The sequence below is a fragment of the Bacillus sp. JZ39 genome (assembly GCF_053903145.1).
This window is the reverse complement of sequence record NZ_CP096389.1, coordinates 35,535-59,482: the sequence shown is the minus strand read 5'-3', so window position 1 is coordinate 59,482 and position 23,948 is coordinate 35,535. Positions and strand designations below refer to the sequence as shown.

29 protein-coding genes are annotated in these 23,948 nt (G+C 41.8%); 1 reads left to right on the top strand and 28 read right to left on the bottom strand.

Features of this window, described 5'->3' with window-relative positions; genetic code table 11:
• Nucleotides 1-48: 48 nt before the first annotated feature.
• The 17 genes from fin to metG form a co-directional block, all read right to left on the bottom strand.
• Nucleotides 49-279, bottom strand: a complete 231-nt coding sequence (fin, locus tag M1D65_RS00330; RefSeq protein WP_120027699.1) for an anti-sigma-F factor Fin — start codon at nt 277-279, stop codon at nt 49-51.
• 59 nt (nt 280-338) lie between these two features.
• Entirely contained in the window at nt 339-905 is a 567-nt protein-coding gene (pth, locus tag M1D65_RS00325; RefSeq protein ID WP_120027698.1) for an aminoacyl-tRNA hydrolase, read from the bottom strand.
• Between the two features lie 106 nt (nt 906-1,011).
• Nucleotides 1,012-1,626, bottom strand: coding sequence for a 50S ribosomal protein L25/general stress protein Ctc (locus M1D65_RS00320; protein ID WP_003243443.1), 615 nt, complete (start codon nt 1,624-1,626; stop codon nt 1,012-1,014).
• Between the two features lie 84 nt (nt 1,627-1,710).
• On the bottom strand, nt 1,711-2,664 hold the full coding sequence (locus tag M1D65_RS00315) for a ribose-phosphate diphosphokinase (RefSeq protein ID WP_003218353.1): 954 nt from the start codon (nt 2,662-2,664) through the stop codon (nt 1,711-1,713).
• A gap of 22 nt (nt 2,665-2,686) precedes the next feature.
• Entirely contained in the window at nt 2,687-4,057 is a 1,371-nt protein-coding gene (gene glmU, locus M1D65_RS00310; RefSeq protein ID WP_015382564.1) for a bifunctional UDP-N-acetylglucosamine diphosphorylase/glucosamine-1-phosphate N-acetyltransferase GlmU, read from the bottom strand.
• A 192-nt stretch (nt 4,058-4,249) separates the two neighbouring features.
• A complete protein-coding gene (spoVG, locus tag M1D65_RS00305) occupies nt 4,250-4,543 on the bottom strand; it encodes a septation regulator SpoVG (protein WP_003218346.1) in 294 nt (97 codons plus the stop codon).
• A 194-nt stretch (nt 4,544-4,737) separates the two neighbouring features.
• Nucleotides 4,738-5,115 (bottom strand): 2-iminobutanoate/2-iminopropanoate deaminase, encoded by a 378-nt coding sequence (gene ridA, locus M1D65_RS00300; RefSeq protein ID WP_456270719.1) that lies wholly within the window; start codon nt 5,113-5,115, stop codon nt 4,738-4,740.
• Complete coding sequence (purR, locus tag M1D65_RS00295) at nt 5,112-5,969, bottom strand: pur operon repressor (RefSeq protein ID WP_003218342.1); 858 nt, start codon at nt 5,967-5,969, stop codon at nt 5,112-5,114. Before purR ends, ridA begins: the two co-directional genes overlap by 4 nt.
• Nucleotides 5,970-6,024: 55 nt before the next feature.
• Nucleotides 6,025-6,894, bottom strand: coding sequence for a 4-(cytidine 5'-diphospho)-2-C-methyl-D-erythritol kinase (ispE, locus tag M1D65_RS00290; protein WP_003226742.1), 870 nt, complete (start codon nt 6,892-6,894; stop codon nt 6,025-6,027).
• A 147-nt stretch (nt 6,895-7,041) separates the two neighbouring features.
• Nucleotides 7,042-7,227, bottom strand: coding sequence for a small, acid-soluble spore protein, alpha/beta type (locus tag M1D65_RS00285; protein WP_003218333.1), 186 nt, complete (start codon nt 7,225-7,227; stop codon nt 7,042-7,044).
• Nucleotides 7,228-7,386: 159 nt separating this feature from the next.
• Nucleotides 7,387-7,647, bottom strand: a complete 261-nt coding sequence (veg, locus tag M1D65_RS00280) for a biofilm formation stimulator Veg (RefSeq protein WP_003218330.1) — start codon at nt 7,645-7,647, stop codon at nt 7,387-7,389.
• A 210-nt stretch (nt 7,648-7,857) separates the two neighbouring features.
• Entirely contained in the window at nt 7,858-8,730 is an 873-nt protein-coding gene (prtG, locus tag M1D65_RS00275; protein WP_014475574.1) for a sporulation-specific protease PrtG, read from the bottom strand.
• Between the two features lie 160 nt (nt 8,731-8,890).
• Entirely contained in the window at nt 8,891-9,769 is an 879-nt protein-coding gene (rsmA, locus tag M1D65_RS00270) for a 16S rRNA (adenine(1518)-N(6)/adenine(1519)-N(6))-dimethyltransferase RsmA (protein ID WP_456270718.1), read from the bottom strand.
• The gene (gene rnmV / locus M1D65_RS00265; RefSeq protein WP_015253010.1) at nt 9,762-10,322 is read right to left on the bottom strand and encodes a ribonuclease M5; all 561 of its coding nucleotides are present in this window, start codon (nt 10,320-10,322) and stop codon (nt 9,762-9,764) included. Before rnmV ends, rsmA begins: the two co-directional genes overlap by 8 nt.
• 144 nt (nt 10,323-10,466) lie before the next feature.
• Entirely contained in the window at nt 10,467-11,780 is a 1,314-nt protein-coding gene (locus M1D65_RS00260; RefSeq protein ID WP_015715099.1) for a ubiquitin-like domain-containing protein, read from the bottom strand.
• A gap of 155 nt (nt 11,781-11,935) precedes the next feature.
• On the bottom strand, nt 11,936-12,703 hold the full coding sequence (locus tag M1D65_RS00255; RefSeq protein WP_014475570.1) for a TatD family hydrolase: 768 nt from the start codon (nt 12,701-12,703) through the stop codon (nt 11,936-11,938).
• 79 nt (nt 12,704-12,782) lie between these two features.
• Nucleotides 12,783-14,777: a methionine--tRNA ligase gene (metG, locus tag M1D65_RS00250; protein ID WP_021479730.1), complete on the bottom strand. Its 1,995-nt coding sequence runs from the start codon at nt 14,775-14,777 to the stop codon at nt 12,783-12,785.
• Between the two features lie 494 nt (nt 14,778-15,271).
• On the opposite strand from metG, the gene abrB reads away from it, so the two are divergent.
• The gene (gene abrB, locus M1D65_RS00245; protein WP_003226760.1) at nt 15,272-15,562 is read left to right on the top strand and encodes a transition state genes transcriptional regulator AbrB; all 291 of its coding nucleotides are present in this window, start codon (nt 15,272-15,274) and stop codon (nt 15,560-15,562) included.
• 48 nt (nt 15,563-15,610) lie between these two features.
• Here the strand turns inward: abrB and rsmI are convergent, their stop codons facing one another.
• From rsmI to M1D65_RS00190, 11 genes are all read right to left on the bottom strand, one after another.
• Nucleotides 15,611-16,489, bottom strand: a complete 879-nt coding sequence (gene rsmI / locus M1D65_RS00240) for a 16S rRNA (cytidine(1402)-2'-O)-methyltransferase (RefSeq protein ID WP_019712967.1) — start codon at nt 16,487-16,489, stop codon at nt 15,611-15,613.
• Nucleotides 16,464-16,763: a GIY-YIG nuclease family protein gene (locus M1D65_RS00235; protein WP_106611059.1), complete on the bottom strand. Its 300-nt coding sequence runs from the start codon at nt 16,761-16,763 to the stop codon at nt 16,464-16,466. The genes rsmI and M1D65_RS00235 overlap by 26 nt, the downstream gene beginning before the upstream one ends.
• Nucleotides 16,750-17,493 carry a tRNA1(Val) (adenine(37)-N6)-methyltransferase gene (locus M1D65_RS00230; protein ID WP_077671692.1) on the bottom strand — a complete coding sequence of 248 codons (744 nt, stop codon included), beginning with the start codon at nt 17,491-17,493 and terminating at the stop codon, nt 16,750-16,752. The genes M1D65_RS00235 and M1D65_RS00230 overlap by 14 nt, the downstream gene beginning before the upstream one ends.
• Nucleotides 17,494-17,551: 58 nt before the next feature.
• On the bottom strand, nt 17,552-17,911 hold the full coding sequence (yabA, locus tag M1D65_RS00225; protein ID WP_003218308.1) for a replication initiation-control protein YabA: 360 nt from the start codon (nt 17,909-17,911) through the stop codon (nt 17,552-17,554).
• Between the two features lie 14 nt (nt 17,912-17,925).
• Nucleotides 17,926-18,753 (bottom strand): competence/sporulation regulator complex protein RicT, encoded by an 828-nt coding sequence (ricT, locus tag M1D65_RS00220; RefSeq protein WP_003226767.1) that lies wholly within the window; start codon nt 18,751-18,753, stop codon nt 17,926-17,928.
• A gap of 2 nt (nt 18,754-18,755) precedes the next feature.
• Nucleotides 18,756-19,745, bottom strand: coding sequence for a DNA polymerase III subunit delta' (gene holB / locus M1D65_RS00215; protein WP_003226770.1), 990 nt, complete (start codon nt 19,743-19,745; stop codon nt 18,756-18,758).
• A gap of 11 nt (nt 19,746-19,756) precedes the next feature.
• Complete coding sequence (locus M1D65_RS00210) at nt 19,757-20,197, bottom strand: YaaR family protein (protein WP_015715094.1); 441 nt, start codon at nt 20,195-20,197, stop codon at nt 19,757-19,759.
• Between the two features lie 12 nt (nt 20,198-20,209).
• Nucleotides 20,210-20,539: a cyclic di-AMP receptor DarA gene (gene darA / locus M1D65_RS00205; RefSeq protein ID WP_003242755.1), complete on the bottom strand. Its 330-nt coding sequence runs from the start codon at nt 20,537-20,539 to the stop codon at nt 20,210-20,212.
• 73 nt (nt 20,540-20,612) lie between these two features.
• Entirely contained in the window at nt 20,613-21,251 is a 639-nt protein-coding gene (gene tmk / locus M1D65_RS00200) for a dTMP kinase (protein WP_038827635.1), read from the bottom strand.
• Nucleotides 21,248-22,690, bottom strand: a complete 1,443-nt coding sequence (locus tag M1D65_RS00195; RefSeq protein WP_038827633.1) for an aminotransferase class I/II-fold pyridoxal phosphate-dependent enzyme — start codon at nt 22,688-22,690, stop codon at nt 21,248-21,250. The genes tmk and M1D65_RS00195 overlap by 4 nt, the downstream gene beginning before the upstream one ends.
• A gap of 81 nt (nt 22,691-22,771) precedes the next feature.
• Entirely contained in the window at nt 22,772-23,932 is a 1,161-nt protein-coding gene (locus tag M1D65_RS00190; protein WP_456270717.1) for a toxic anion resistance protein, read from the bottom strand.
• Nucleotides 23,933-23,948 lie beyond the last annotated feature (16 nt).

Below are 23,948 nucleotides of genomic sequence, written 5' to 3'. Positions count from 1 at the left end.
CTGCGAGAACAGAAAAACGCTTTGGTCTAGTGTCTACACCAAAGCTTTTTATTGAATAAATGTGTGATATTCGTGGTAATGCGGATTTCGGTCAAGCGCCTCTTGGCAATCTTCACATATTGTCAAAACATGGACATCTCCATTTTCTTTATAAGAAATCATATCGTTTCTTTCCTCATTTGTTAAGTGCTGAAATCCAAGTGAGTCTGTCGATACCATTGAAGATTCGAGACTGCCTACTTTCACTCCGCAATGACGACAATAATAATACAAAGCCATACAAGGGACCTCCTGATGAAAAAGTCATTTTGGTGTAGTATGGACTTTGTTGTTACATTTTATACCTTTGCGTTAAATTCGTTCATGACTTCTAAAAACGGTTTACTCAGTGAAGCCTCACAAGCCTTCACAGATTTATCAACCGCTTCTTCGATCTCAGGTGCCTCCTCCTTGGTAAAGGAGCCTAACACATAATCAACGACCTTCATGCCGTTTACAGGCCGGCCGATTCCGATGCGGATACGGTCAAACTCGGATGTACCAAGATGCTGGATCAGTGATTTGATGCCATTGTGCCCTCCGGCGCTTCCTTTCGTTCTTAAACGGATCTTGCCAGTCGGAAGGTCAAGGTCGTCGTAAATGACTGTCAATTCTTCGTTATCGACATCATAGTAGTCCATTAAAGGCCGCAAACATTCTCCTGATAAATTCATATATGTAAGCGGTTTAACAAGTAGAACCTTTTTGCCGGAAACAAATCCGGTTCCGTATAATCCGTTAAATTTATTTTGATTCAGCTCTATATTCCATTCCTTTGCAAGCTGATCTATCACCATAAATCCGACATTATGCCGTGTATTTTCATAGTTCTTCCCCGGGTTTCCGAGACCGGCAATCACAAGCATGGCGAATCCTCCCTTAGTCACATAACTCCCGTCTTCATAATCGGGCTATAATTCTTCTCATTCTAGCACAAAAGACGTAACCGCGGGAGGGTTACGCCTTAAGCTATTATTGTTCGTTTTCACCTTCTGGCTGAGCATCGGCAGATTCCTCTTCATCGACCTCAGCTGCTTCCTGCTGCTGCGGAGGAAGGATTGAAGCCACAACCTCATCTGATTCATGATTAAAGGAGTAGTCACCGCCAGCAGGCAAATCCGCAATCGTCAGTACTTCATTTACATCGAGGCTTGAAATATCAGCCTCAATCGTTTGCGGAATGGCTTTTGGCTTGGCCTTTACAGTAAGTGCATATAACGGCTGCTGCAGTACGCCTCCGTTTTTCACTCCAATGGCTTCTCCGGTCAGATGAATCGGAACTTCCACTTCAATGTCCTCACTCATATTAACTACTTGAAAATCAGCATGAGTGATTTCATTTTTCAGCGGGTCCGTCTGCAGGTCTGTTACCATGACTGAGTGTTTTTCTCCGCTGACCTCAAGCGTAATGACTGCATTTTTGCCTTCGTCCCTCAGCGTTTTGATGAGCTCCACACTGTCTAATGACACAGGTTTGTTACCCGTATCCTTCCCATATATGATACCTGGAACATGTCCTGAAGTACGGATATTCCGAAGAGACGAACGAGTAAAGTCCGTTCTTTCTTTTGCCGTTAAAGTTGCCATATTCAGCACCATCCTATTGTCGTTTTAGTTGTCCTATTACAAACAATACCCATAACGATAAGGATTTAAACCTCGAAAAATGGTTTAGCTGAACAGATAGCTGACTGATTGCTGCTCATGAACGCGAATAATCGCTTCGGCCAGAAGCGGTCCGACTGAAAGCTGCTTAAAGCGTTCAATTTTCTTTTCTTCAGGAAGCTTAATGCTGTTTGTCACAACAAGCTCTTTAATTGTTGAATTATTAATCCGTTCTACCGCAGGGCCTGATAGTACAGGGTGTGTACAGCATGCATATACTTCTTTCGCTCCGTTTTCAACGAGCGCATTAGCAGCAAGTGTAATCGTACCTGCAGTATCAATAATGTCATCGATGAGGATAGCAGTCTTCCCTTCGATGTTACCTACAATATTCATGACTTCCGCCACGTTTGGACGCGGACGGCGTTTATCGATAATCGCAATTGGCGCTTTTAGTCGGTCAGCCAGTTTGCGGGCACGTGTCACACCGCCATGGTCTGGTGAAACAATGACGATATCTTCAAGATTTTTGCCTTCAAAATATTCTCCTAAAATCGGAACACCCATTAAGTGGTCAATCGGTATATCAAAGAATCCTTGAATTTGCGGCGCATGCAGGTCAAGTGCAATCACACGAGTCGCACCGGCTGTTTCAAGCAGGTTAGCGAAAAGTTTAGCTGTGATTGGCTCACGGGATCTTGCTTTTCTGTCTTGACGCGCATAACCGTAATAAGGAATAACAATGTTAATCGTTTTTGCAGAAGCGCGTTTTAACGCATCTACCATAATCAGCAGTTCCATAATATGCTCGTTAACGGGGTCACTTGTAGACTGGATGATGTAACAATCACATCCGCGAATACTTTCTTCGATATTAATTTGGACTTCCCCGTCACTAAATCTTGTGACAGAACATTTCCCTAATTGAACTCCAACTATATCTGCGATTTCTTTTGCAAGCTCTGGATTCGAATTCAAAGAAAAAATCTTTAAATTCTTATCTCCGTATTGATTAGACATGGATAAACCTCCGAATTTAGGATTATTTTTTATGAATATTTTTCACATAATCGTCTTTATTTACTTGTCTCGCTCTGGCAATAGCAAGTGCTTTTCCAGGTACATCTTCCGTAACAGTTGAACCTGCCGCCACATAAGCGCCTTCTCCGACTGTGACAGGGGCAACCAAGTTGGAATTGCAGCCGATAAACGCGCCATCTTCAATTTTTGTCAAATACTTATTCTTTCCATCATAATTGACAGTAATTGAACCGCAGCCCAGGTTTACATCAGTGCCTACCTCAGCATCGCCGACATAGCTTAGATGAGATGCCTTGCTTCGGTCTCCGAATTGAGTCTTTTTAATTTCTACAAAATTCCCGATCTTCACTTCATTCCCGATGACAGAATCAGGTCTGATGTGAGCAAAAGGTCCTATGTTTACATCATTCCCCACTTTACTGTGATTGACTACCGATTGTTTAATAACCGTACGGCTGCCAATGGCACTATTCATAATCTCCGTATGAGGGCCAATAATCGTATCTTCTCCGATTTGCACCTCACCTTTAATCACAGTTCCAGGGTAAATCACAGTATCGCTTCCGATAACAGCGTCAGGAGAAATATACGTATTCATCGGGTCGATCAACGTCACGCCATTTTGCATATGCCGTTTATTAATGCGCTCTTTCATAAATTGTTCTGCCTGAGAAAGAGCAACTCTATCATTAACTCCGAGCGTTTCTTGGAAATTACCAGTCTGGTAAGCGGCAACAGTTTCGCCTTCATTTTTAAGAATCTCTATGACATCCGGCAAATAATACTCGCCTTGGGCATTATCATTAGACACCTGATCAATAGCCCGAAATAGCGCTTCATTGTCAAAACAATACGTACCGGTGTTGATCTCAGTTACAAGACGTTCTTCTTCAGAGGCGTCCTTATGCTCAACGATTTTTTGAACCGCTCCGTTTTCGCTGCGAATAATGCGGCCGTATCCGGTTGGATCTTCTGCAACCGCAGTTAAAATCGTAGCTTTCGCTTCTCTTTGTGTATGTTCTTTCAGCATCTGTTCCATCGTCTCTGCTGTCAAAAGCGGCGTATCTCCGCAAATGACAATTGTGACGCCTTTTTCGTCAGCAAGAAATGGCTGTGCCTGTTTTACAGCATGAGCAGTGCCAAGCTGTTCTGCTTGAAGCGCGTACTCGCTTTTATCACCAAGCTGCTTTTTCACTTCTTCCGCACCATGTCCGACAATCGTGACAAGCTTTGATAAAGATAATTTTAAGGCTTCGTCCACGACGTGCTCTACCATAGGCTTACCGCAAACTGGATGAAGGACTTTATAAAGCTTCGATTTCATTCTCGTTCCTTGTCCAGCCGCTAAAACAACTGCAAACCGCTTATCCATTTATTGGCCTCCAATATCCCTTTTATCCATAGAAAAATATATCCTAAATATCTTCTGATTTCAAGGAGACTTCATGAAGTGCAAGAATTTTCTATTGAGTGCAACTAAGTTTGAAAAATCAGAATTAAAAAAGGACCGCCGGCAAAAGGCTTATGTCAGCCCTTTCAGCAGTCCTTACTTTTTGGTTATTTTTTAAGAAGCTCCAGCTTCTTCGAATTCTAATGCTTCAGTGTCACCCAGACGATGATACTCATTTAACACGGCATCTTGAATCTTTCCTCGCGTGCTTGAATTAATAGGATGAGCAATATCGCGGAACTCTCCATCAGGGGTGCGTTTACTCGGCATCGCAACGAAAAGACCATTGTTTCCATCAATCACACGAATATCATGTACAACAAATTCGTGATCCAGCGTGATGGATGCAATCGCTCTCATGCGACCATCGGTATTCACGCGGCGTAATCTTACGTCAGTAACTTCCACAGTAGTTCACCACCTTTTCCCTATATAAAAGCATTAGTGTATCAATTCCACGATTTTTTCTGAAATCCTGCTCGTTTTTAAAATATTTTTTGAAAAAATAGGATATAGTTACACAATTAGGTCATAAAGCTTTCATTTCGGGCATAAGGTAAATAAAAAAGTGATCCCGGGCTCTCCCAGAATCACTTTTCTTATTATTTCACCAGTGCAATAACTTCAATCTCGACTAACGCATCCTTCGGGAGTCTCGCGACTTCAACACAAGATCTCGCCGGTTTGTGAGTGTCAAAGTATTGTCCGTACACTTCGTTTATTTCCGCAAACTGTTCCATATCCGCGATAAATACAGTTGCTTTTACAACTGTTTCAAAAGAAGCACCCGCTTCTTCCAGAACCGCCTTTAAATTGCTGAATACTTGATGAGTCTGCTCCTTAATATCGCCGTTCACCATTTCGCCTGAAGGAGTCAAAGGGATTTGACCTGAGCTGTAAAACATATTGTTGACGATAATCCCTTGTGAATAAGGCCCGATTGCCGCTGGGGCATGTTTTGTGTGGACTGCTTTTGTCATGATTCTGTCTCTCCATTCTTTAAAAGATTGTCTTTAAAAAAACGCAGAAAATTGCCATTCTGAATTTCAATGGACTTCTCTTTCATGTTGATGGTTGAAAGAGTAAGAAGTGACATATATTCGTCAACAAGACGTTCATCTACTCCTTCGGCTTCAACTAAGACGCCGATTCCCGCCACATTTGCGTTAAACTCATCCAACAGGTTAATCATACCATTAATGGTGCCGCCTGCTTTCATAAAGTCATCAATAATGAGTACGTTTGAACCCGTTTTCATGCTTCTTTTCGCAAGTGACATTGTTTGAATGCGGTTTGAGGAGCCTGAAACGTAATTAATGCTGACTGTGGAGCCCTCTGTTACCTTATTGTCTTTACGAACGATCACAACAGGCACATTCAAATAGCTTGCAGCTGCATACGCAAGAGGGATGCCTTTCGTGGCAACGGTCATGACAACATCAATTTCGCGTTCTGCAAACACGGAAGCAAACAGCTTCCCTACCTTGGAGAGTACAGATGGCTTTCCTAAGATATCCGTTAAATATACATAACCGCCCGGAAGGATACGCTCAGGATTTGCCAGCGACTGTCCAAGTGTCTGCACAAACTCTTCAGCTTCAGCCTGCTTCATTTTCGGAATATATTTAACGCCTCCGGCAGCTCCGGGAACAGTAAGCAAAGTACCAATCCCCTGCTGTTCAAAGGTTTGTTTAATAATTGTTAAATCTTCACTGATCGATGATTTTGCAGATTCATACCGCTCAGAGAAAAAGGTTAGCGGTATTAACTCGTGCGGATGGGTTAACAAATAATTTGTTAAGTCCACCAATCTGCCGCTGCGACGAAACTTCATGAACTTACCCCCAAAATCCGAATATTTTAAGATCAATATAACTTAACATACGGATTTAATCAAGAGCGTTCTGTTCGCCGATCATTCTCACCGCATAAACTTGATCGCAGAAGCCTCTTAACCCGTTATAAATTCTCTGCACCTTCGACTCATACTGAACCAGTCCAAATACTGTCGGGCCGCTCCCGCTCATTAACACGGCATCTGCACCAAAGCGTTTCATCTGGTTTTTAATCATCGCAACTTCAGGATGCATGTCGAGTGTAACAGATTCAAGCACATTGCCTAAACGGCTGCACATCTTCTGAAAACTCTTCTCTTCTATCGCCTCGATCATGCCTTGTACATCGGGATGCTCTATACCATCCAGTTTCAGCGCTCTGTACACTTCAGCAGTTGAAACACCGATTGTCGGCTTCGCTAAAATGACCCAGCAGTGCGGAGGCGTGCTTATATGTTTAATTTTCTCGCCGCGCCCTGTTGCTAATGCAGTTCCGCCATAGACACAAAATGAAACGTCAGAGCCAATTTCCGCTCCAAGCTCAGCAAGCGTTTCCGCGGACAGATTTAAATTCCACAGTCTGTTCAGCCCTCTGAGTGTCGCCGCCGCATCACTGCTTCCGCCGGCAAGACCGGCAGCCACCGGAATTACCTTCGTAATCATGATGGAAACTCCCTTTTTCACGTTGTATCTGTCCTTGATCAGCTTGGCAGCCTGATAAGCTAAGTTTCTTTGGTCATCAGGCACAAATCGGTTGTGGGAGGAAACCCTCACTTCATCCTCTGCAAGCTCCGTCAATTCAATTCGATCAGCTAAATCAATTGTCGTCATGATCATTTCGACTTCATGATAGCCATCCGGGCGTTTTCGGGTGACGTCAAGTGACAGATTGATCTTAGCTGGCGCTTTTTCTAAAATACGCATAGCTTTCACCTACTTCTCCATCTAAACATAAGTATGAACATTGTATCACATTTGAAGTACAGGATGAACATATCCATATTCAGCCCATTATGTATTTATATCCAAAATAAAAAAACCAGGGAACAGCACGTCCCCCGGGTCACATCCTTATCGGTTATTCTGATTCTGAGCCATTTGCTGTTCGGCGATTTCTATAGCGCGCTTTACCATGTTACCGGCATCGCGAGCCCGAATTTCGCCCCAGCCGCCATTTTTTACTGTGTCATAAAAACCAAGATCTTTAGCAAGCTCATATTTAAACTCATCTGACATAACTCCACGACGTCTGCCCAAACGAAACAACCCCTTTTTTAGAAGTGATAGCCATTCGTGCACGTCACGATAATATGTGACTGTTTTATCTTTTGTTAAATCAGAAGGAACTTTCGTTTAAATTACTGGAAACCAAAAAAGGGCAAAACAAAAAGCAGTAAACAAAAGGTTCACTGCCCGTTAAAATGCCACTGAGCTTGCGGCGTCATCATTAAATGTCAGCTCAACAGTCTCAGTCAAAATATCAGCATAACTGTATGAAACTCTTTCAAACGAGTTCTCGTCTTGATCTAGTTGTATCACAAAAACAGAAGGGTACGTCTCAGCTAAAATGCCCGAACGCTCAATCGTTTTTCGGCGGCCACCGTTTGCTTTTAACGTCAGCCTTTTACCTAAATTCCCATCAAGCGATCTTTTAATATCGGACAACGTCTTCGCCATTGCATCCACCTCACTACATTTATTGTACAACACGAGCCCATTTTTGTCAAATAAAATTTAAATTATATCAACGTTAATAAGACGTTGTCAATAAAATTATTTTGACAAAATTCTATGATTCCTCAATTATGTTCCGCAAGTTTCGGTAAATTATGTATCATTATGTAAAATAAAAAACCCGCATAGCTCTCCTATGCAGGTTTTCAACTGTTAATTGGACTTATAAGGCATACCAATTCTCAGAACTCCTCTTGTTTCAATACCTCCAAGCCCTTTCTCTCTTGTCAGCGTATTACGGAGCACTTCCCATACATTAATCCGTTCCATAAACGGCGTAAAGCTGATCTTCGCGACGATATATACCGGATCAAGCGCATGAATATTGACTCTTGACGGTGAACTTGCAAAATTCGCACCCGCTCTGATGAGTGATTCAAAATGGGATTGGCAGGCCCCCGCAAAAATAACAAGCTGATCTAAGTGAGGGATTTTTTTTCGGGCTGTTTGAACAGTTTCAACAAAGTGCTTAGAATGTCTGTACGCATTCAAATCATCAATGCCGCCCTTTTGCTTCGAATACGCATCATGCCCTGTGATCACCAGGATATCAGGTCGATATTTGTCGAGCAATTCTTCAATAGAAGCAGACATTTTCTTTTCATGGCAATGGATGCCATAGACCGGCACTCCAATTTTTTTATAGACATTCAGGCATTTTTTCAGATATGCTTCGTCACCATCCAGATGAAGCACTTTGCCCGGCATATGGAAATAATGCTCCTGATGCTGATATTGGCTTGTCGCATAGTACTCCTGCTTTTCTCTGAGCAGCTTATAATCTTGGCGGAGCAATTCGAGCGACTCATTCATTCTGCTCTCATCTTTCTTTTTCCGCATCATCTGCTCATCCTTTTTCACTGCCACCAGATCAGAAAAATCCGAATCAGCAATCAGCCTGACTTCATCTCCATGCAAAATGGCAATTGAATTTCCTTTGCTTGTTTGCTCTATTCCTATAATTCGAAACAAAACATCCATCTGATAGGATTTTCTGGCTACCATATCCCCTATTTGAAATTGCACGTTCCTCACTCCACACATAGACTAAGCCTCATCATGAAAGAAAGAGCCTTGAGAAAGCGCCTTTTTTCGCTGAGTCCAAGTTTTTCTTATCATTGAATGAAAGGTCCTTCTCTAGCCTATGTAGCGGCAGTCCATGTGGTGCGCAAAACAAAAAGCCCTTTTAGAAAAGGGCTTTATACAATCCGTTAGACAGCGCTGCGAACTCCTCAATAGACAGGGATTCACCTCGGCGCTTACCGTCAATATTTGTTTCTTTGAGCACTTGCTCAATCGTTGATTTTTGCGCCTTTCCTTCAGGCAGATTGTTAACTAAGTTATTGAGCAGCGTTTTACGGCGCTGTGCAAAGCTTGCCTTGATGAGCTGAAAGAAAAAAGATTCGTTTTCCACGTCCACTGCCGGGCCGTCTCGGAGATTCAGACGGATGACTGCGGAATCGACATTAGGCTGAGGAACAAATACGGTTTTCGGAACGATCATCACCGTTTTGGCTTCTGTATAAAACTGCACCGCGATTGAAAGCGAGCCGTATTCCTTAGATGAAGGATCAGCCGCCATGCGCTCAGCCACTTCTTTTTGCAGCATGACCACAATCCCTTTCAGCGGAAGATGTTCTTCAAGCAGTTTCATGATAATCGGTGTTGTTACGTAATAAGGAAGGTTGGCAACTACCATGATCTCATCACAATCTTGAAATTGTTCTTCAATGACCGATTTGACATCAGCCTTTAACACGTCCTGATGAATGACAGTGACATTGTCGTAAGGTGACAGTGTATCCTTCAGAATCGGCAATAATCGCTGGTCAATCTCAAATGCCACGACCTTTTTCGCCCGCTTGGCAAGCTGTTCGGTTAAAGCCCCGATTCCTGGGCCGATTTCAATGACACCTGTTTTCTCCGTCACTTCCGCGTGATCGACAATTCTGTTTAAAATGTTCGTATCAATTAAGAAATTCTGTCCTAAGCTCTTTTTAAAAGAAAAACCGTATTTCTTCAGTATCTCTTTCGTTCTAATCGGTGTCGCAATATCTTTATTCATTCTGTTCCTCCCGCATAACGGTATCGAGCGCACTCATAAAATCACTTTTTTTAATTTGAAACATTTGCAGCCGTTTTTGAAGCTGTTTGCCATTTGTATAGCCGATTTTCAACAGATCACCCAGTCGTTCCCGGCGGCGTTTGGCCGCAGGTCCGCCTATTAGTCCGGCATGAATCAAATCCTCAGCTGAAATGTCACTCGGCTGCGCTTCCATCTCCTCATGCACATTTTCTAAACATGCCCTAATGCTTTCAACCGATGCATGCTCCACACCAATTCCCCGCTTGTTTTTAGGTTTGGCAAGATGTTTTGGCAAAAATGCATGCTTACAGCCGGGTACAGCCTCTGAGATGGTTTTGCGAATCTTCTCTCCCGGAAAGTCCGGATCCGTTAAAATAATGACGCCTCTGGTCTTCTGGGCCAAACGGATTTGGTCAATCACATGATCATCGATGGCTGAACCATTTGTTTCAATTGTGTCTGCATCAACAGCCAATTTGATGCGGGCCGTATCGTCACGCCCCTCGACCACAATGATCTCTTTAATTTTCATTATTTCCTCCAAGACAAAATAAAAACTTTTGTATATTCATGAAACTTTTTCTTATGTCGAGCGTCTAATAAGCAGAAAATGCACTTTGTCTATTATAACGAAAAAAACAGAGGGCGCAAAACCCTCTGAATACATAAGTATATACTAATTTAAGATTTTAATTTTGACTGTTTTATTTCCCCATCGGTACGCCGATGATTTCTCTGGGAAAAAGACGTCTATCTTGTTCCCTTTAATCGCTGAACCGGTATCTGCAGCAATGGCATATCCATAGCCTTCCACGTGGACTTTGGAGCCTAGCGGAATGACATTTGGATCCACAGCGATGACTTTGGCATTCGGATTATTTTTTAAATTGACGCCTGTCGCTGTATGTCCTGAACAACCGCTGCAGCTTGCCGTATAAGCCGTAGATGATACAGTCATGACTTTGCCTGTTGATTCATTGCTGCGGGACACAACTGTTTTTGAATCACCTGAAGCACTAACCGTTTCAACTTTTGGACTGCTTTGCTTTGTGCCGACAGCAATCACTTTATCTTTGCTTTGTTCAGCTGTTTCTTCTTTTACAAGCTCTCTGGACACTTCTTTACCGTTTTCTTTAACGACTTCGAAATGTTTTTTTAGCTTTCCTTCTTTTCCTTTTTGGACGACCTTTTCTTTCCCTTTTTCAAGAGAAGCGTCTTCTTGCTTTTTCACATCGAACGCAATCTTCTCTTCAACTACATCGGTGACCTTTTCGATACGAGTAATTGTAATATCAGCCTTTCCTTTCGTCAGCTTTGCATCTAACGCAGGCTTGATTTTATCTTCGTCTTTTATGTTCATCTTTTGCTGTTTTAAAAAGTCAGCGACCGTAGTCGAAGTCGTCCAGATCTTCTTTTGTTTCCCTGCATCATTCACAGTAACCTGAAATGCGGGCTCTATGTTAATCTTCATGTCTTTCGAAATATCTGTATCTATTGCAGGATCAATTTGATCTTGTTCTTTCACATCAACATCTTGTTCGTCCAGTAATGCACCGACCGTTTTTGCTGTTGACCATAACGTCTTTTCTTCCCCGTTTATTGTAAGCTTCACAGGTTTTGCAGCCTCATACACAACGTCCATGTCTGCTGTTATCTTTGTCTGTTTAGCAGGTGTGATCTTGTCCTCGTCTCTTGTCTTTATATCAAGCGTCTCCAAAAGATCACCGACTGTATTTGCATGTGTGCGTATATGTTTCTTTTTGCCATTGATAGAAACTGAGACTGATTGTTTCGTCAGCTCATGAGCCGCGTACGCAGTCCCGCTTCCTGCCAAAAGCAAACAAGCAGCAACCAGAATGACTTTGCTTTTGCTAAGCTTTACGGAAAACAGCTTTTTCATTTTTTGTGTGATGAAAAACGCCTCCTTCTCCTCGGAGAGATTATATAGAGTATCTAAAAGGCTGTCAACCCTCCCTTCTCTTTCTCCCAAAAGCTCAGTGTCTTCTTCATTATCCTGAAATACACTGAGAAACGGAAGAAAGACTTGTCGACAAACCTATCCTATGAGGAGAAGAAAGCATGTAGAACTTTTATAGAAAAACGCTGTAAGGGACAAGCTCTTACAAAACCCGCTAGCGTTTTTTGTCAGTTTATACGGAAAAGTCTTTTCGCATTTTCAGTCGTGATTGACGCAATCTCTTCAAAGGTCATTTCTTTTAATTCGGCGATTTGTTCTGCCACATATTTCACATAGCTTGGCTCATTTCTTTTCCCGCGGAAAGGGTGCGGTGTGAGAAACGGGCAGTCCGTTTCAATCAGCAGCCGGTCATTGGGAATTTCCTTCACTACTTCCTTCGGTTTCTTCGCATTTTTAAATGTCACCGGTCCCCCAAATGATAAATAAAAATTCATTTTCATGCATTCTCTTGCCACTTCCGCACTTCCTGTAAAGCAGTGCATGATTCCGCCCACAGCTTCTGCGCCTTCCTCTTTCAAAATGGTCACGACATCCTCCGTTGCATCACGGTTATGAATGATAATAGGCAAATTGACCTCTTTCGCTAAGGCGATTTGTTTTCTAAACACCTCTTTTTGAATATCTTTAGGTGATTTATCCCAATGATAATCCAGTCCCATTTCCCCTATCGCTACCACTTTCTCATGAGCAGAAAGCTCTTTAATCCACGCTAAGTCTTCCTCTGTCATGTCAATAGCGTCAACAGGGTGCCAGCCAATGGCTGCATAAATAAAATCATATTCCTCAATCATTTCCATCGCACGGGTAATCGTCGGACGGTCAAAACCAACTACGACAATTCGTTCAACTTTTTCAGCTTTTGCCCGTTCAATAACCTCTTCAAGATCAGTATCATATTGTTCTGCATTTAAATGCGCGTGTGTGTCAAACAACATAAGTGAAAAACTCCTTTCTTGTCGAAACACAAAAGGTGTTCGACGAATTGTTACACGTGAAACACCTTTTGTTTTATCATTATTTAATTCTTGTGCCTTTTGGTAACGACTGATCGATAGACACGACCTTTAAAACGCCGTCTGCTTCTCCTGCAAGGATCATACCTTGAGAAAGCTCTCCTCTGAGTTTAACCGGTTTTAGATTTGTTACACAAACGAGTTTTTTTCCAACAAGCTCTTCAGGCGTATAATGCTTCGCAATGCCGGATACCACTTGGCGCTTTTCAAAACCAAGATCGAGCTGCAGCTTCAATAAACGGTCTGCTTTTTTCACTGGCTCTGCCTCAATGACCTCAGCTACGCGAAGCTCTACATCCATGAATTGATCAATCGTAATTTCAGGTAAACGATCGACCTCTTGCGGCTCTTCTTCTTTTGTTTCTTCTTTCGATGGTGCTGAACCTTGCATTTTCCCTTTGATGTAAGCAATTTCTTCTTCTGCCTCTAAACGAGGGAACAATGGATCACCTTTTTGTACTTTTGTATCTTTCAGCTGGCCGAAAGCTGTAATGCTGTCCCAAGCTTTTAAAGATTCATCAGTAATACCTAGCTGCTCGAACATTTTTTCAGGTGTTTTTGTTAAGAATGGCTGAAGCAGTACCGCTGAAATACGCAATGATTCAGCGAGGTGATACATAACTGATCGCAATTCTTCTTCTTTTGCCGGATCTTTCGCAAGCACCCATGGAGCTGTCTCATCAATGTATTTGTTTGTGCGGCTGATGAGCTGCCATAAAGTCGAAAGTGCTACCGAGAACTCCATATTTTCCATTGCTTTCTCATAAGCTTTCACTGTTTCTTCAGCAACAGAAGTGAGCGTTTGATCAAATTCCGTAACAGCACCTTTGTAAGAACCGATTTGACCGTCAAAATACTTATTAATCATCGCAACAGTACGATTCAATAGATTTCCTAAATCATTCGCTAAATCATAGTTAATCCGCTCAACAAATCCTTCCGGCGTGAATACACCGTCAGATCCGAACGGCACTTCGCGAAGCAGGTAATAGCGAAGCTCGTCTAAACCATAGCGCTCAATTAATGTAACCGGATCTACAACGTTTCCTTTTGATTTCGACATTTTTCCGTCTTTCATCAAAAGCCAGCCATGCGCGAATACTTGCTTTGGCAGCGGAAGATCCAGCGCCATCAGCATAATTGGCCAGTAAATAGTATGGAATCGTACAATCTCCTTACCGACTAAATGAACATCGGCAGGCCAATATTTTTGATAAAGCTCATCATTTTCTGTATCATAACCGAGTGCCGTTAAATAGTTAAATAGTGCGTCAATCCAAACATATACAACATGCTTTGGATTTTCCGGCACCTTCACGCCCCAATCAAAAGTGGTACGTGATACTGCCAAATCCTCAAGTCCGGGTTTGATAAAGTTATTAATCATTTCGTTTTTGCGTGATTCTGGCTGAATGAATGTCGGGTTTTCTTCATAGTATTTCAGAAGACGATCCGCGTATTTCCCCATGCGGAAGAAATAAGATTCCTCTTTGATCAATTCAACTGGGTGACCGCTGTCAGGGCTTTTTCCTCCGATGACCTCTCCCTTTTCATTCCGCTCAATATCAACGAGCTGAGTTTCCGTGTAGAACGTTTCATCAGGGATGCTGTACCAGCCTTCATACTCATCAAGATAGATGTCCCCGTTATCAAGAAGCTTTTGAAACACCTTTTCAATGACAACTTTATGCCGTTTTTCTGTCGTGCGGATAAAGTCGTCGTTTGAGATTTCAAGCTGCTTCCACAGTTTTTGAATATCTGCCGCTGCGCGATCCACATACTCCTGAGGTGTAATGTTTTCCTGTTCAGCTTTTTGCTGGATCTTTTGTCCATGCTCGTCCGTTCCCGTTAAATAGCGAACATCGAACCCTTTTAATCTTTTGTAACGTGCCATTGCATCTCCCGCGACTGTCGTATATGCATGGCCGATATGTAATTTTCCGCTCGGATAATAAATCGGTGTTGTAATGTAAAATGTATTGTTTTCTTGCGGCATCTTGAAACCTCCTAATCAGAATGTCAAAAAGCTCCCGCCCAAAGGACGAGAGCGGCGATAAGTGCAAATCATATATGAATATTATTTATATTTATCCTTTATCTATGATACCATCTTAGCCTTTAAGATCAAGAATATATACATACGCCCTGAAAAAGAATAATTAAAATTAAAAATCTTTAATGAAAATAAAAAAAGTCTGTTCGTGTCGAATTTTGTCGTATATAATCAAATGAAATAAAAAACTTTGGTTCGAAAGTCTTGATTTAAAAGGATTTTTAGTAGGATAATAGCTTTATTAAATATTTATAAAATGCTGTTATTTCGGTAGTTTCTAAGACATTACTGACTATAAGAACTAATTCTTACAATCAATAGTAAACAAAATGATTGACGATTATTGGAAACCTTGTTATGCTATGAAGGTAAGGATTTTGTCGAATAATGACGAAGAAAAATATAATTTAAACAAATAAGTATCTCTTGGGAGGAGAATGTTTATGAAATCTACTGGTATTGTACGTAAAGTTGATGAATTAGGACGTGTAGTTATTCCTATCGAACTGCGTCGTACTCTTGGAATCGCAGAAAAAGATGCTCTTGAAATCTATGTTGATGATGAAAAAATCATCCTTAAAAAATATAAACCAAACATGACTTGCCAAGTAACTGGTGAAGTTTCTGATGATAACCTTAAACTTGCAGGCGGTAAATTGGTTCTTAGTAAAGAAGGCGCTGAGCAAATCATCAGCGAAATCCAAAACCAGCTTCAAAACCTTAAATAATCATTTCTTGTACAAAAAACGTTCTTGTTATGACACAAGAACGTTTTTTTATTGCTTAATATGGTAAGCATCGTACACTTCACGCTTTGGTACATTGCGATCGACTGCTGCTTTTTTAATGGCTTCTTTAGACGTAGCGCCTTTCGAGATGTAATGCTCGACATGTTCTTTCGCAGTGAGGGTTTCCCACCATTGTTCTTCCTCATCTACCTCTTCATTATTACTTCCTTCTACGACAAGACAAAACTCGCCGCGTATCTGATCCTCGTTTGCCCATCCAATGACCTCAGATATGGTTCCTCGGATAAACTCTTCATATTTCTTAGTGAGTTCACGTGTTACAGCAATTTCCCGATCTCCTAATATCTCTGCCATCGCTGACAAGGTTTCCTTCAATCTGTGAGGCGCTTCATAAAAAATGATCGTTTCCCGCCGTTTTTTAAGGGCTTCAAGCTCCTTCTTCTTTTCTTTTTTCTGTCTGTTGAGAAAACCGTAAAAGAAAAAAGGCTGCGGTACAATACCTGAAGCAATAAGAGCTGTTAATGCGGCATTTGCTCCCGGCAACGGAACAACATAACCGCCTATATCCGTAAAATCCTTTACAATTTCCGCTCCGGGATCAGAAATCGTCGGCAGACCGGCATCACTGACAAGAGCAATGTTTTTTCCCGACTTCAGCCATTCAATAATTTTGTGCCCACTGCTTTCTTTATTGTGTTCGTGATAGCTGACGAGCGGTGTTTCAATTTCATATACATGACAAAGCTTTTTCGTTTGCCTCGTATCTTCCGCAGCAATCGCATCCACTGATTTCAGCGTGTCGATCGCCCGGAATGTCATATCCTCTAGATTTCCGATTGGGGTTGGGACCAAGTAAAGAATCCCCATGTCCGACTTTCCATTAAAGCTCATTTGGCGCCTTAACATATACAGCCTCCTTGCTGTTCCGCTTTTCTTCTATATAAAGCTCTTTTTTCTTCCGAGTTAGTTTTTTGAAATAATATTCCGCCTGCATAGCTTCTCGCTTTGTTGAAAAGCTCTCGGCAAAAATTAATTCAACCGGACGTCTTACTTTTGTGTACTTTGCGCCCTTTCCATCATTGTGTGTTTTCACTCGTTTATACAGATCGTTGGTATACCCGGCATACCAGCTATTGTCCTTACATTTCACGACGTAGAAGAAATGGTTATTTGTCTCCATATAAAATGGTCCTGATTTCTTTTGTATATTCATTTTGTTCATCATAAACGAATAAAGGCGGAAGAATTTTCAAATCAGGACGCCCGCCTTTGATACCTTCAACCAAAATGGTATTGGCTTCTTTCCCTTGCTTCGGATAGACAAATTGTACACGTTTCGGCTCGATTTGATAAGCCTTCATCAGTTCAAAAATCTCCAGAAGCCTTCCCGGTCGGTGAACAAGAGCTACTTTTCCCCCTTGCTTGAGCAGCTTGCTGCTGACTGAAATGACATCCTCCAGCGTGCAGTGGATTTCATGTCTTGCGATTCGGAGATGCTCGTTCATATTTTGTTCAGTTTGTTTCGGCGTTTTAAAATACGGCGGATTGCAGGTGACAACATCATATCGATTATGTCCAAGTTTCTCCGGCATGTTTTTCAGGTCATCATGTATGATCTGAATCTGATCCTGCAGCTTATTATACTCCACGCTGCGAACAGCCATATCATGCAGCCTTTCTTGTATTTCGACTCCCAGAATGTCTGCTTTTGATCTTGTACTGAGCAGCAGCGGCACAATACCATTGCCGGTGCATAAATCAACGATTTTCCCTTTTTGAATCGGAACGTACGCAAATTTGGACAGAAGCACAGCGTCCAACGAAAAAGCAAACACTGTTGGGCTTTGTATGATTTTCATGTCCTCTGCCAGCAAATAGTCTAATCTTTCATCATCATGTAATGAAACCATCTTCTTATCCTTTCAGTACCTTTGAAAAAGGCTCCCGTCTTATGCGGAAGCCTTTTCCCTATTTTTTATTTAAGAATGACAGACAGAAAAGACAATCCTCTTTTCGAACACTTCCATAGTGGACATTGCAGATATGAAATCCTTCTTGATACAGACGTGCCAGATTATCATATCCTTCCCCTATATCAGTTTGCTCTGTCTTCTGTGTTTTTGATTCTTTTTTATCAGCTTTGAACTTTTCAATCTGCTGCGTCGTATCGTCCAGCCGTTTGCGCAAATGCTTGTTTTCAAGCTGTAAATGATGATTTTCCTCAATCATCTCACCGATATGCTGCTTCAAATCCCCCAGCTGCCGGTACAGTGAACCAATTTGTTCTTCTAAGTTAATGACTGTATCAAATAACTCTTTTTTATCCAAGGTTCCACACCTCGTTAATCTGTGGTTTGTGCGGATACGACGCCCTCTTCCAAGAGCTCTTCCCAAGTATATTCTATCACTTTTTCACGGTTTATCAGTTCCACCTGAAGCACCCGTTCCAGAATATTTAGTCCGACGACCTTCGCGGGACCGTTTGCTGTCGTAATCATTTCTCCTATATCCGGAAGCTGTTCTTTTGCCGTCTCATACTCATCGTTCTCATATTTTAGACAGCACATCAATCGTCCGCAAAGACCCGAAATCTTCGTAGGATTTAAAGACAAGTTCTGATCCTTGGCCATTTTAATGGAAACGGGTTCAAAATCTCCAAGAAACGTTGAACAGCAAAGCATTCTTCCGCAAGGACCGATTCCTCCGAGCATTTTTGCCTCATCCCTCACTCCGATTTGGCGCAGCTCAATTCTTGTCTTAAAGATAGAAGCCAAATCCTTTACAAGCTCTCTAAAGTCGACTCGGCCGTCAGCAGTGAAGTAAAAAATGACTTTATTGCGATCAAACGTGAATTCAACATCGACCAGCTTCATATCCAAGCCATGCTCAATCACTTTCTTTTGGCAGATATCAAATGCTGATAGTGCTTCCTGTTTATTTTCTTCTACAATGAGAAGATCGCGCTCGTCAGCCACACGTATCACTTTTCGAAGGGGAAGCACCACATCATGCTCATCCACCTGTTTATTTGCAATCACGACCTGGCCGTACTCAACGCCTCTGACAGTTTCTACAATTACGCAGCTGTCATGTTCTATATGAAATCCATTCGGATCAAAATAATATATTTTACCCGCTTTCTTAAAGCGGACACCAATTACATTGTACAAGCTTATCCCTCCTGCAACATTAACACCAAGTGCTCCATTAATCCTTGTACATTCACATTGGAATGAAGCCGTTTCTTTGCTTCTAAAACAGCAAGTATCTGATTCGTAACGCTTTGTTGTGTTGATTGTAGCGCATGCTGTTTTATTGATTGGAATAAGTCTTGATAAATCAATTTATCTTCATTTCCTATTTGGATGGACAACACATCACGATATATCAATAAGAGCATATCAAGACCCATTTCTTGATGGGTTTTTTCTTTGAAAAAGGGCATCCATTGATCTTGAATAAAGAAAAAAGCATGTCCTTTCCGCTGGTGTAGGACTTCATACAATTTTATCACTTTCGCTCTAGACTCTGCAAACTCATCATTTCGACTTAATTCGACTGCTTCTGCTACATTATTGGTCATGTTGGCCAGAAGCCTTGCCATATGAGGCGAGACGTCCTGTTCGATCAGTCTATCTTCAATTGCTTTCGGCTGCAAAGGCTGAAAAGGAAGGGTTTGGCATCTTGAAATGATGGTATCCAATAACCTTTGGGGCTGCTCAGTGATGAGGACGGCCATTGTGTCTTTGTTCGGTTCTTCTAAAAATTTCAGCAGGCTGTTCGCCGCATTTGCTGTCATTTGATCTGCGTGCGAAATAATATACAGCTTTTTATGCGATTCAAGTCCTGTCTTAGAAAACTCTTCTTGGAGCGCTTGAATTTGCGCCTTTTTGATTGATAAGCCATCAGGCTGAACAAGATGGAGATCAGGATGGTTCCCTGACTCTATCCGTTTACAGTTTCGGCAGCTCTCACAAGGCTCCGCGCCATCCTCCAGACAAAAGAAGCTTTTTGCAAGAAGCAGCGCGGCATCAAGCTTGCCTGTTCCTTTTTTTCCCTCAAACAAATAAGCGTGTGATAGTCTGTCCTTCTCAATACTATTATATAAAAGCTTCATCACTCTGGGCTGAAGCTCGTTCATTTCCTTCCAGGATATTGCCATTGTATCACTCTCTATGTGTAAAGGTTAATTAATAAACCTTTTATTTCGCCAATACGCTCCAGCAAATCAATTGCCGGTTTTTCCTGATCCATCATCTCTTCCGTAAGCTGTATCAATTTGTCATCTATTTCTTTCACAAGTCCCAGCGTTCTGCTGTTCCCGTAAAGGTCAAAGCTTTTCGATGTTTCATGTGAAAGGCCGCTGTCCACAGCTTCTTTGACAAAACGTTTCACAAGGCCTTTAAATCTCGCTAAGTCTTTAAAATTCCGAGATTTCGTTAGCCTTTTTCCGAATGCCTCTATATCAGATAACAGCCTGGTAAGCTGATCAAGCTTCATTTTGCTGCTTTGGTTTTCCATTGATGTTTTAAACGATGATGTGATCTCAGATGTTTTCACAGAGGGAATCTGCTTATTATCTATAAATGTACGTATATCTTTATTAATTTTCACAGTTTCAGATCCTTAAAATTGATGAAATTCATCGACTGGAAGGACAAATACTGTCGCTCCGCCAACTTCAACTTCGACTGGATAAGGGACATAAGAATCAGCATTTCCGCCCATTGGAGATACAGGGGCAATCATCTGATCACGTTTCTGCCCGTTTTCTTTAATGAGACTCAACGCTTTATTGACGCGTATATCCTCGACACCGATCATAAACGTTGTATTGCCTGATTTAAGAAATCCTCCTGTCGTCGCAAGCTTTGTGACTCTGAAGTTGTGATCCGTTAAGGTTTTCAAAAGTCTGTTGCTGTCCTGATCTTGTACAACTGCCACTATCAATTTCATCTGTGAAGGCCTCCTTTAGATTGGAAACAACGTGATCTCGTTTACATTATTATATCAACTATTGGGAAACAGGTCACAATTGAATTTTTTTCAACGCTTCATCGATCACCTTTAGAACATCCTGAACGACGAGGTCTTTGGATTGCCCGGCATCAACTGAATAAAACCTTTCCGGAAATCGCTTTATCAGCTCTTGATAACCTTCTTGTACTTTTGTATGAAAGTCCAGTTTTTCTAAATCGAGCCTGTTTTTCTCCCGTGAGCCGTTTGCGTAAATACGCTTCAGTCCTTCTTCCGGATCAATTGAAAAATAAACCGTTACATGGGGCATCATATCTCCAATGGCAAATTCATTAATGGACAGAACCTCATCAATTCCAAGTCCTCTTGCATATCCTTGATACGCAAGAGAACTGTCTATGAATCTGTCGCAAAGAACGATAAACCCCTGTTCTAAAGCAGGTTTTACTTTTTCAACTAAATGCTGGCGTCTTGCAGCCGCATATAAGAGAGCTTCTGTTTTTGGGTCCATTAATGTATTGTTCTCATTCAGAATAACCTCTCGAATTTGTTCTGCAATATCTATTCCGCCTGGCTCTCGAGTTGCCATAACCTGAAGGCCTTCTGCTGTCAGTATGTTTTTGATCTCCTGCAGAACAGTCGTTTTTCCTGCACCTTCAGGACCTTCGAATGTAATAAATAAACCGCTCATGATTTCTCCTCTTCTATATAAACAAGTAGTTGTTTCTCTTTGATTTTCATATTCCCTTGAACATGCGTTTTCATGCTGATCAAGCGGCTGAGCTTTTGCACACTTTCTTTTGTTATTCTTTCTCCCGCCATAATCATCGGGATACCCGGAGGATAAGGGATGATATCTTCTGCATTCAGCCGGCCAGCTGCTTCCTCAAAGCTCACATATTCTTTCTTAAACGAATGTAAGACCTTTTTTGGATAAGGCAAGACAGTAACAGGCTGCACACCCCATTCTGCAGAAACAAACGTCTGATCCGGAGGCGTTTTCTCAATCTCTTCATCGATGCTTCTAATGGTTTCAGCGTTTATTCTCCGTTTTCCTCCCAATGGGAGAACGAGCAGAACTTGATTTTCATCAGCAAGCTCAGTGAATATGTTGGCACGCTCTAATATGCTTTGCAGCGTATAGCCAGAATGCCCGCGTTTTGAACGAATTGTGAGCTTCAGCGGGTCCGTGATGATCAGTGGATTAGCAGGGTTAACAGCTTCTGCATTTGTAAGTGAGTCAAACGTTTGTTTAAGTGTTTGTATCCGCTGCAGAATGTCAGAAAGCTTTTGTTCTTCTATAATATGCTGTACATAAGCGCGGGCAATATCTAACGAAGCCATAATCGGATAAGACGGGCTGCTGCTTTGTAATCGGTTTAAATACTCTGCCACCCGATCCCTGTTAATCCTGCAGCTGGTGTTGAGATGCAAATAAGAACCCATCGTCATGGCAGGCAGCGTTTTGTGGGCCGACTGAACAACAATATCTGCCCCCATTTTTAAAGCTGAGACCGGAAAAGGCTCACCTAAAATAAAATGTGCGCCATGCGCTTCATCGACCAAAACAGGAATCCCGTAATGATGGGCTTCAGTAATGATCTCAGTCAAATCAGCACTATGTCCGTAATATGTCGGATTGGTCAGTACCAAGCCTTTCGCATCTGGATATGCTGCCAGGGCCTCTTTAATTGTTCCAAGCGGAACATGCGTAGGCACATGCATCGCTGAATCAACGTCAGGTGCAAGATAAACCGGCTCAGCACCGGCCAAATCAACAGCATGAAATACAGATTTATGACAGTTTCTTTGAACCAGAATTGTATCACCAGGTTCACAAACAGATAAAATCATCGCTAAGTTTCCGACAGTCGTACCATTTACCAGAAAAAAACTTTCCGCCGATCCATATAATTGACTGACAAGCTCCTGAGCTTCCTTAATCACCCCGGAAGGATGATGGAGATCATCCAGTCCTGCCAGTTCAGTTACATCAATGGTGAGAAGCGGATCGAATATTGACTTAGCGTCATCAAAAAAGACATCTCCATTGTGATGTCCCGGAACATGAAATGAATGAGAATTTCTTCTCGCATGTTGAATTAATGCTTTATATAAAGGTGTGTTCATGAAAACAATCCTTTGAATGTGTCTTCTTACACCTTATTATATCGTGCCTCTGACAGAACTTAAAGCCAGACTTACTGGTAACTATCTTTCCTTTATTGTAAGCAGCTTTTGCTTCAGGTCGCCTTCCATCATCATGAGCTCTTCTTCTGCCTGACGGCGTTTGATTCGTCCTTCTTCTTGTATATTCAGTGTTTCTTCAAGCGCGCTTATTAAGCTTTCCTGCACCTTCTTCAAGGTATCTATATCAACAAGGCCTCTTTCATTTGCCCGTGCAGTTTCAATTGTATTGGTTTTTAAAAGCTCCGCATTTTTCAGCAAAAGCTCATTGGTTGTATCAGATACTTTCTGTTGTGCATCCACTGCATTACGCTGCCTTAAAAGCGTCAGCGCAATGGCAACTTGATTTTTCCATAACGGAATCGCTGTCACAATGGATGACTGAATCTTTTCAGCTAACGCTTGGTTTGTATTTTGAATCAGCCTGATTTGCGGTGCACTTTGAATTGTAATTTGCCTGCTCAGCAACAAATCATGAACTCTTTTATCTAACCGGTCAGCAAATTGAATTAAATCATTCACCTCTTGAACGGCCATTTGGTTATGATCACTCGATTCAGCCTGTTGCTTCAGTTCAGGAATTGTTTTCGTTTTTAATTCCTCCAGCTTCAGTTCTCCTGCAGCAATATATACATTCAGCGCGGCAAAATATTCTTTATTTTTTTCATATAACTGCTCTAACAGCTTGTTGTCACTGATTAAAGCATTTTTAGAGTGCCCCAGCTTCAAGCTGATTCTGTCTATCTGCACACTGGTCTTTTGGTATTTAGACAGCACCTCTTGAAGAGAACTTGATACTCTTCCAAACATGCGTGCCAAAATACCCTTTTTCTTAGATTGGAGATCATCAGGATTTACTTGCTCCAGCTTTTTCATCAGCTCTCCAAGTATTTCGCCAATCTCCCCGACATCCTTCTTTTGAACATGATTAATCATATCATGAGAAAAGTTCAGCAGTTTAGATTGAGCTTGTGAACCGTATAAGACAATGCTTTGCATATTTTTATGATCAATCTGTCCAGCAAGCTGAATTGCTTTTTCCTTGTTTTCCTCAGGAAGAACATCAACAAGCCGTACTTGCTCTTTCTCTGCTTTTACAGCCTCCGAACCTGGTATCTCTATGTTACCACCAAAAGGATCTGCCAATAATTCATCTATATGATGGTCACTTTGGTCTCGGTTCATCGCTCTTACCCTCTTC

Bases quoted from the DNA above. Each gene is read 5' to 3' on its own strand.
- abrB (WP_003226760.1), top strand. From the start codon at position 15,272: ATGTTTATGAAATCTACTGGTATTGTACGTAAAGTTGATGAATTAGGA.
- rsmA (WP_456270718.1), bottom strand. From the start codon at position 9,769: ATGAATAAAGATATTGCGACACCGATTAGAACGAAAGAGATACTGAAG.
- holB (WP_003226770.1), bottom strand. From the start codon at position 19,745: ATGGCAATATCCTGGAAGGAAATGAACGAGCTTCAGCCCAGAGTGATG.
- rsmI (WP_019712967.1), bottom strand. From the start codon at position 16,489: ATGTTAAGGCGCCAAATGAGCTTTAATGGAAAGTCGGACATGGGGATT.
- rnmV (WP_015253010.1), bottom strand. From the start codon at position 10,322: ATGAAAATTAAAGAGATCATTGTGGTCGAGGGGCGTGACGATACGGCC.
- M1D65_RS00315 (WP_003218353.1), bottom strand. From the start codon at position 2,664: ATGTCTAATCAATACGGAGATAAGAATTTAAAGATTTTTTCTTTGAAT.
- M1D65_RS00235 (WP_106611059.1), bottom strand. From the start codon at position 16,763: ATGGAGACAAATAACCATTTCTTCTACGTCGTGAAATGTAAGGACAAT.
- M1D65_RS00255 (WP_014475570.1), bottom strand. From the start codon at position 12,703: ATGTTGTTTGACACACACGCGCATTTAAATGCAGAACAATATGATACT.
- darA (WP_003242755.1), bottom strand. From the start codon at position 20,539: ATGAAATTGATAGTGGCAGTTGTACAAGATCAGGACAGCAACAGACTT.
- M1D65_RS00190 (WP_456270717.1), bottom strand. From the start codon at position 23,932: ATGAACCGAGACCAAAGTGACCATCATATAGATGAATTATTGGCAGAT.
- pth (WP_120027698.1), bottom strand. From the start codon at position 905: ATGCTTGTGATTGCCGGTCTCGGAAACCCGGGGAAGAACTATGAAAAT.
- ispE (WP_003226742.1), bottom strand. From the start codon at position 6,894: ATGCGTATTTTAGAAAAAGCGCCAGCTAAGATCAATCTGTCACTTGAC.
- fin (WP_120027699.1), bottom strand. From the start codon at position 279: ATGGCTTTGTATTATTATTGTCGTCATTGCGGAGTGAAAGTAGGCAGT.
- M1D65_RS00320 (WP_003243443.1), bottom strand. From the start codon at position 1,626: ATGGCAACTTTAACGGCAAAAGAAAGAACGGACTTTACTCGTTCGTCT.
- glmU (WP_015382564.1), bottom strand. From the start codon at position 4,057: ATGGATAAGCGGTTTGCAGTTGTTTTAGCGGCTGGACAAGGAACGAGA.
- purR (WP_003218342.1), bottom strand. From the start codon at position 5,969: ATGAAGTTTCGTCGCAGCGGCAGATTGGTGGACTTAACAAATTATTTG.
- ridA (WP_456270719.1), bottom strand. From the start codon at position 5,115: ATGACAAAAGCAGTCCACACAAAACATGCCCCAGCGGCAATCGGGCCT.
- M1D65_RS00195 (WP_038827633.1), bottom strand. From the start codon at position 22,690: ATGAACACACCTTTATATAAAGCATTAATTCAACATGCGAGAAGAAAT.
- tmk (WP_038827635.1), bottom strand. From the start codon at position 21,251: ATGAGCGGTTTATTTATTACATTCGAAGGTCCTGAAGGTGCAGGAAAA.
- M1D65_RS00230 (WP_077671692.1), bottom strand. From the start codon at position 17,493: ATGGTTTCATTACATGATGATGAAAGATTAGACTATTTGCTGGCAGAG.
- metG (WP_021479730.1), bottom strand. From the start codon at position 14,777: ATGCCGCAAGAAAACAATACATTTTACATTACAACACCGATTTATTAT.
- veg (WP_003218330.1), bottom strand. From the start codon at position 7,647: ATGGCGAAGACGTTGTCCGATATTAAAAGATCGCTTGATGGGAATTTA.